Here is a 6,555-nt window from a genome sequence, read left to right as displayed (position 1 = left end):
CGAAAATATTTATCGAGTCGTTGAAGATTAAGGGGCGAGCTGATTCAAGTAGATGAAAACTGTTGAGTAGTGTTTAGTAAAAAGTAGAAACTACGTTAAAATAACAGCTGAGTTCTAATGAGAAAACTTCATGCTGCTGGAAAAAATTTTACAATCACAAGGGTTTGGTTCACGTAAATATTGTCAGCAGTTAATAAAAAATGGATCTGTAAGTATTGATGGAGAGGTTGTAAGTGATCTTAAAAAACAATTCTCTCCTGAAAATTTAAAATTTTCTCTTTTTGGAGAAACTTATCAATATCGAGAAAAAGTTTACCTCGCTTTAAGAAAACCAAAAGGTTTTGAATGTTCACACCAGCCTCACCATCATCAAAGCGTATTTAGTCTTTTACCGGAAATCTTGATTCAACGTGGTGTCCAAGCCATTGGTCGTTTAGATCAAGATACAACGGGCTTAATCTTACTGACTGATGATGGTAAATATCTTCAAGCTTTAACTCATCCGCGTAAGCATGTTCCAAAGGTTTATCATGTTACGACTATAGATCCAGTTACACCTGAGCAAATTGAAATGCTGAGCCAAGGTGTGAGCTTACATCAAGAAAAAGGTGTTTTTGCAGCAACGGATGTAGAGATATTAGAAACTCATCAATTAACCATGACGATTCATCAGGGTGTTTATCATCAAGTAAAAAGAATGATTGCAGCTGTAGGAAACAAAGTAGAAGCATTGCATCGTCATCAAGTAGGGCAATTGGTTTTACCTGATCTTGAAGATGGAGAATGGGTTTATTTATCTGAACAACAAAAACAGCTCGCTCAAAATATCATTTGAGAAAGCAATGGAAAGTTTGGAACTCATTATCTCGAATAAATCCCATTTGTTCGTATAAGCGATGAGACTCATGGTTGTTGCTTTGAGTTTCCAAACTAATCCTTAAAGCATTCTCTTGTTTTGCAAATAAGATCGCTGTATCGATTAACTGTTTAGCAGAACCTTGACGACGGAAAACGGGCGTAACATAGACATCATCTAAAATATAGTAAGTTGAACAAGCAACTGAAGAAAAACCTAAATAGAGTAAAATAAAACCCGTGATTTTATCGTCTTTAATATGAATGAAGAACACACTTTCTCTATTTTCAAAACGTTGTTTAAGGAAGTGAAGTGATTCATTAAAATTAGAAGAGGCCCCATAAAATTGGCGGTATTCATCAAATAAAACGGCGAGTTGCTCTAAGTCTTCAAAAGTCGCTCGTCTAACGATCATTTGGCACTCCTTGTAACTTATCATTATGTTTTTACAAAGAGAGCATAACGAAAAAAAAAGCTTTTTGACGTTAAAACTTGTTTATAAATGCAACAGTGTTAAGTTTTGTCGCTTTCACCAAGAAGTGCATTCAGTTCTTCAAATAAATCTTCATGGTCATCATCTTCAGCTAATGTTGATGAGTTTTGGTTCAAAGAAGATGCTTTTGCTTTTCTCAGCTTTAATAATTGTTCCATATTAATATTCTGATTTTCGATTGCAAAAGGAATCGATTTAGTGAGTACGACCTGTTTAAAAAAAAGTCGTACTGCTTGAGCAGGGGTAATTCCAAGTTGTTTAAAAACAGCAAAAGCCTGCTTTTTTTCTTGGGAGTCAAGTCGAACCTGATAAACTTCTGTTTTTCGCATGAATAACAAAACCAAATGATTTTTAATTTTTAGGAATTCATTTTAAACCATCGCAATGTAATTTCAATGTTTTTTGGCATAAAAAATAATCTTTTTGTCATTACGGTTACATTACAATGTCAATTCAGACTCAGAATTAAAAGACATTCCCTGTTTTGTTAAGGGATCTATAAATGAAATATGCTTAGCTAGCAGCTGTAATGGTTCCGAGAAATCATCTTCAGCCTTGTGTTGAACTACAGGATAAAATGGATCATTTTTAATTGGAATGTCTAAGTAATTAAGATGCACGCGAAGCTGATGCTGTTTCCCTGTTGTAGGGGTTAAACGATATTTTGCCCAAATCTGATTGTGTTGGATCAGCTCAATATAAGTCTCAGTATTTGTTTTTGCATTTTCTATAACCTGCATGGTGTAAAAAGGATGACCTTTATCTAAATGCAAATGTAAGGTTTGAGGGAAATTTAAATCTTTTTTATAAGGTGCAACAGCGTGATAAATTTTATTGACTTGGCGCTCTGCAAATAATTGTTGGTAAATGCCGCGCGATTCAACTCGCTTGCAAAATAAAACAACGCCGGCAGTTTCACGATCTAGGCGATGGATAGGAGTTAAAAATTCATTGCCTGTCTGTTTTTTTAAACGAACTAAAAGCGTTTCTTGAACATATTGTCCAGTCGGGCTAATCGTTAAAAAATGGGGTTTATCGACCACCAGTAAATCATCATTCTCAAATAAAATCCGATGTTCAAATGGAACATGTGGTTCATAAGCCAGAAATCGATAATAAAAAATATGCGTATTACTTTGGTATGGACTGTCTAATGTTAGTTTTTGTCCATTTGCTGCATATATAAGACCATCTTGAAATCTTTGTTTCCACTCATCTGTTTTAATATGTGCAAAGTTGCCACATAGATATTCATAAATTGTTTGAGTATCTTTTTGCGGAGGGAGATAGACTTGACTCGCACTTACTCCATCAATCATAGGTGGAAGAAATTCGTTTGGACTAGACATAAGAAAGTATGAATATTTAAGAAAATTGATATAAAAAAAGCCAACTTCTAGGGCTTAAGTAGGCTTTTAAGGCAGGGCAATGTTATCATATCGATTATTTCGAATCATGTTATGTGTGCTATGTCGTATTCATTGAAATTGGTCTTAAATCATGAAGAAGATACTGAGCGTTTAGCTCAAGCTTTGGCGCAGCATGTTCAATCGGGTGTAATTTATTTAATTGGGGACTTAGGTGCGGGTAAAACAACACTTACGCGCTATTTCTTACAGGCTTTAGGCCACAAAGGTTCTGTTAAAAGCCCAACTTATACACTCGTTGAACCCTATAAAATTAATGATAAAGAAATTTTTCATTTTGATTTGTATCGCTTGAATGATCCTTACGAACTTGAATTAATGGGAATCCGTGACTATTTAGATATCACAGATGCCTTATTTTTATTTGAATGGCCGTCTAAAGGTGGTGATGAAATTCCACAAGCAGATATCATCATTGACATTCAAAAGTCAGATGATGAGTTGAGTCGTTTTGTAACGTTAACTTTACCAACAGAAAATTTGTACCAGACTTTGCAGGAACAGCTTCATGACTGATGAAAAGCTAACACAACGTCGTATCCATACATTAGACGCAGCGTTAGCGAACCAGATTGCAGCAGGTGAGGTAATTGAGCGACCTTCTTCTGTGGTCAAAGAATTATTAGAAAACTCTATCGATGCTGGTGCGACTGAACTGATTGTAAGGATTGCCCAAGGTGGTTCGACTCTAATAGAAATCATTGATAATGGGCATGGTATTCATCCTGATGATTTAGCACTTGCTGTCATGCGTCATGCTACAAGTAAGATTAAAACTGCTGAAGATTTGCATGCAATTGTAAGTTTGGGGTTCCGCGGTGAAGCCCTTGCATCGATTGCTGCCGTCTCAAGACTTACATTGACCAGTAGCCAAGATGAAAGTGGTATCGGTCATCAGGTTGAAGTAAACGGTACAGCATTTGATCATCAAGAGGTACAGGCTGTTGCAGCACAAAAAGGTACTCATATTCGAGTTCAGGACTTATTTTTTAATGTTCCTGCTCGCCGTAAATTCTTGAAAAAACCAACCACTGAATTCGGTCATATTGAAGAAATCGTTCGCCGTCTAGCCCTAACACATTTCGATATACGTTTTGTGCTTGAACATAATGATAATATTAGAATTAATTTACCTATAGCAGATAGCGGAGAACTGCGTTTTCAACGAGTTCAGCAGTTATTAGGTTCGCAATTTGTACAAAACGCATATTGGATGGATGCTGAAAGTATTAGCATGCGTTTATCAGGTTGGCTTGGTCATCCTTCGGATGCACGTGCACAGGCCGACATGCAATATGTGTATGTAAATGGCCGCATTGTCAAAGATAAAACAATTTCACATGCACTACGCATGGCCTATGATGGTATTTTACATGGTCATCAACATTCATCTTATTTACTTTTCTTGGAAGTCGATCCTGAAAATATTGATGTCAATGTTCATCCAACTAAACATGAGATTCGATTTTTAAATCAAAGAGAAGTGCATGAGTTTGTAAGACATTATGCAAAAGAAACTCTAGCACAATTTCAGACAGCGAGTGCTGATCTAGCTCAAGCGATGAAAGTGGATGAAAGCTCTGATTATTCAGTACAACCTCAGCCCAAATATCAAGAACAATTTTCGTTGCACCGTGCAAATGAAACTTTAAATTCAGATAGTGAAGCACGAACTCAGCATGCACCGACAGAATTATTAACCGATTTTAACGCTAGTCGTCCACAAGCTGTCCACTATGCAGAACAAGCACCAAAATATAATGGTTCTGCTCAATTAAATAATGCTTTAAAAACTTATTTAGCGCCTCTGCGTGACCAGCCTGCTAGTTTTTCAGTAAATGAAGATGTTGAGCCAGTTGCTAAAGTAGATGAATTTCCATTAGGGATCGCAATAGCTCAACTTCATGGAATTTATATTTTAGCCCAAAATACCGAAGGGCTTATTATTGTTGATATGCATGCGGCACATGAGCGTATTTTACTACAGCAAATGAAAAATGCTTGGGATAAACCGGAATTTTGGACATCTCAGCAATTGCTTATACCTAAAGTGATTTCTATTAGCCGTATGCAAGCTGTTAGGGTTGAGGAATTAAAATCTCAGCTTGAGCGCTTAGGTTTGGAAATTGATTTATATGGTGATGAGCAGGTTATTGTTCGTGGTGTGCCAGCCATTTTGCAAAAAGCTGATTTTGAAAATCTCATTCCAGAACTTTTAAACGATTTAGATCCGAACGATGAAGCACAAGGATTACTTCAAAAAAGAGATGAATTACTCGCTGGAATGGCATGTCATGGGGCAGTGCGTGCACATCGGCAACTCAGCCTTTCAGAAATGAATGCTTTACTTCGTCAAATGGAACAAACTGAATTTGCGAGCCAATGTAACCATGGGCGTCCAACTTGGCGTGCATTCCCATTATCTCAATTAGATAAATTATTTGCTCGAGGAGAGTAGTTTTACATGTCAAATCAATTGCCCGTCATCAATTTAATGGGACCAACTGCGAGCGGGAAAACCGCTTTGGCATGTGAATTATATGAGCGTGGAAATTTTGAGCTAATTTCTGTGGATTCTGCACTTGTCTATAAAGATATGGATATCGGCACGGCTAAACCAACGCGTGAAGAGCAAGCACTCTATCCTCATCAGCTCATTGATATTATTACGCCTCTTGAAGTTTATTCAGCTGCTCAGTTTGTTGAAGATGCATGTAAGTTAATTGATGATATGCATTCACGTGGTAAGACTCCTATTTTGGTAGGAGGCACCATGTTGTACTTTAAGGCATTATTAGAAGGGTTGTCTGGTAATTTGCCAAGCGCAGATGCAGAAATTCGAGCCGCAATTGAAGAGAAAGCTTTAAATGAAGGATGGCAAGCAGTTTATGATGAGTTGGTTTCTGTAGACCCAGTCGCAGCTATAAAGTTTAATGTGACTGATAAGCAACGGATTATTCGTGCTTTAGAAGTCTATAAAATTACGGGCGAACCAATTACTAAATTACAGGCAGAACAACCAAAAAACGTACCATATCGATACATATTTCATAACTATGCTTTGCTTCCAGATCGGGTAGAATTACATCAACGCATTGAGCAAAGATTAAGCAAAATGTGGGATATCGGTTTTTTGAGTGAAGTTGAAGCTCTAATTGAAAAATACGATTTAGATGAAAATTTGCCCTCAATGCGTTCGGTGGGTTATCGACAAGCACTAGAATTTCTATTAAAAAGTGACTTAAGTCTCAAAAGTAAACGTGAAATGGAGGATAAAGCTTTATTTGCAACACGACAACTTGCCAAACGTCAATATACGTGGTTACGTTCTTTGCAAGAAATACACGATTTTAAAACTTACTTGACGATAAAGCAGGCGAAAGAAGACTTGCGAAACTCTTATGGATAAAGCAAAATTTGCACACTGTCTTTTTATAATTTTTAGTTGAAAAATAAAGATAGTTTTTTTGCGCTGATTTAAAAATTTTTTTTTGGAGTTAAAAATGTCTAAAGGTCAAACTTTACAAGATCCGTTCTTAAATTCTCTCCGTAAAGAACGTATCCCTGTTTCTATTTTCCTTGTGAACGGTATTAAATTACAGGGTCATATTGAATCTTTTGACCAATATGTTGTTTTATTAAAAAATACTGTAAGTCAAATGGTTTACAAACACGCAATTTCAACTGTTGTTCCAGCACGTAACCCACGTCCAGCAGGCGCTCAAGGTACAGGCTTCCCAGCACAAGGCGGCACTCAAGGCGGTTTTGGTGGTCAAGGT

General features: G+C 36.8%; 8 protein-coding genes. 5 read left to right on the top strand and 3 right to left on the bottom strand.

The features are described from left to right. Positions 1–130: 130 nt before the first annotated feature. A complete protein-coding gene (locus tag HUN22_RS14745; RefSeq protein ID WP_174730810.1) occupies positions 131–835 on the top strand; it encodes a pseudouridine synthase in 705 nt (234 codons plus the stop codon). Here HUN22_RS14745 and HUN22_RS14740 read toward each other — a convergent pair. The 3 genes from HUN22_RS14740 to HUN22_RS14730 all read right to left on the bottom strand — a co-directional run bounded on the left by HUN22_RS14740 (position 828) and on the right by HUN22_RS14730 (position 2,698). Continuing rightward, positions 828–1,271 (bottom strand): GNAT family N-acetyltransferase, encoded by a 444-nt coding sequence (locus tag HUN22_RS14740; protein ID WP_174730807.1) that lies wholly within the window; start codon positions 1,269–1,271, stop codon positions 828–830. The two genes, HUN22_RS14745 and HUN22_RS14740, sit on opposite strands and share 8 nt — an antisense overlap. 98 nt (positions 1,272–1,369) lie before the next feature. Next, entirely contained in the window at positions 1,370–1,678 is a 309-nt protein-coding gene (locus HUN22_RS14735) for a type II toxin-antitoxin system RelB/DinJ family antitoxin (protein WP_002122138.1), read from the bottom strand. Positions 1,679–1,789: 111 nt separating this feature from the next. Continuing rightward, positions 1,790–2,698 carry a pseudouridine synthase gene (locus HUN22_RS14730; RefSeq protein WP_217485565.1) on the bottom strand — a complete coding sequence of 303 codons (909 nt, stop codon included), beginning with the start codon at positions 2,696–2,698 and terminating at the stop codon, positions 1,790–1,792. 120 nt (positions 2,699–2,818) lie between these two features. Here HUN22_RS14730 and tsaE point away from each other — a divergent pair, with 120 nt between their 5' ends. The 4 genes from tsaE to hfq form a co-directional block, all read left to right on the top strand. After that, a complete protein-coding gene (gene tsaE, locus HUN22_RS14725) occupies positions 2,819–3,292 on the top strand; it encodes a tRNA (adenosine(37)-N6)-threonylcarbamoyltransferase complex ATPase subunit type 1 TsaE (RefSeq protein WP_031945487.1) in 474 nt (157 codons plus the stop codon). Beyond that, positions 3,285–5,234, top strand: a complete 1,950-nt coding sequence (gene mutL, locus HUN22_RS14720; RefSeq protein ID WP_174730804.1) for a DNA mismatch repair endonuclease MutL — start codon at positions 3,285–3,287, stop codon at positions 5,232–5,234. The genes tsaE and mutL overlap by 8 nt, the downstream gene beginning before the upstream one ends. A 6-nt stretch (positions 5,235–5,240) precedes the next feature. Next, positions 5,241–6,185, top strand: coding sequence for a tRNA (adenosine(37)-N6)-dimethylallyltransferase MiaA (gene miaA / locus HUN22_RS14715; RefSeq protein WP_174730802.1), 945 nt, complete (start codon positions 5,241–5,243; stop codon positions 6,183–6,185). A 94-nt stretch (positions 6,186–6,279) separates the two neighbouring features. Further along, on the top strand, positions 6,280–6,555 hold a 276-nt coding region (gene hfq, locus HUN22_RS14710; protein WP_174730799.1), incomplete at its 3' end, for an RNA chaperone Hfq.

Origin of the sequence: Acinetobacter lactucae, from assembly GCF_013344765.1 — a bacterium.
Classification (GTDB): Bacteria; Pseudomonadota; Gammaproteobacteria; order Pseudomonadales; family Moraxellaceae; genus Acinetobacter; species Acinetobacter lactucae_A.
This window is presented reverse-complemented; position numbering and strand designations above follow the sequence as displayed.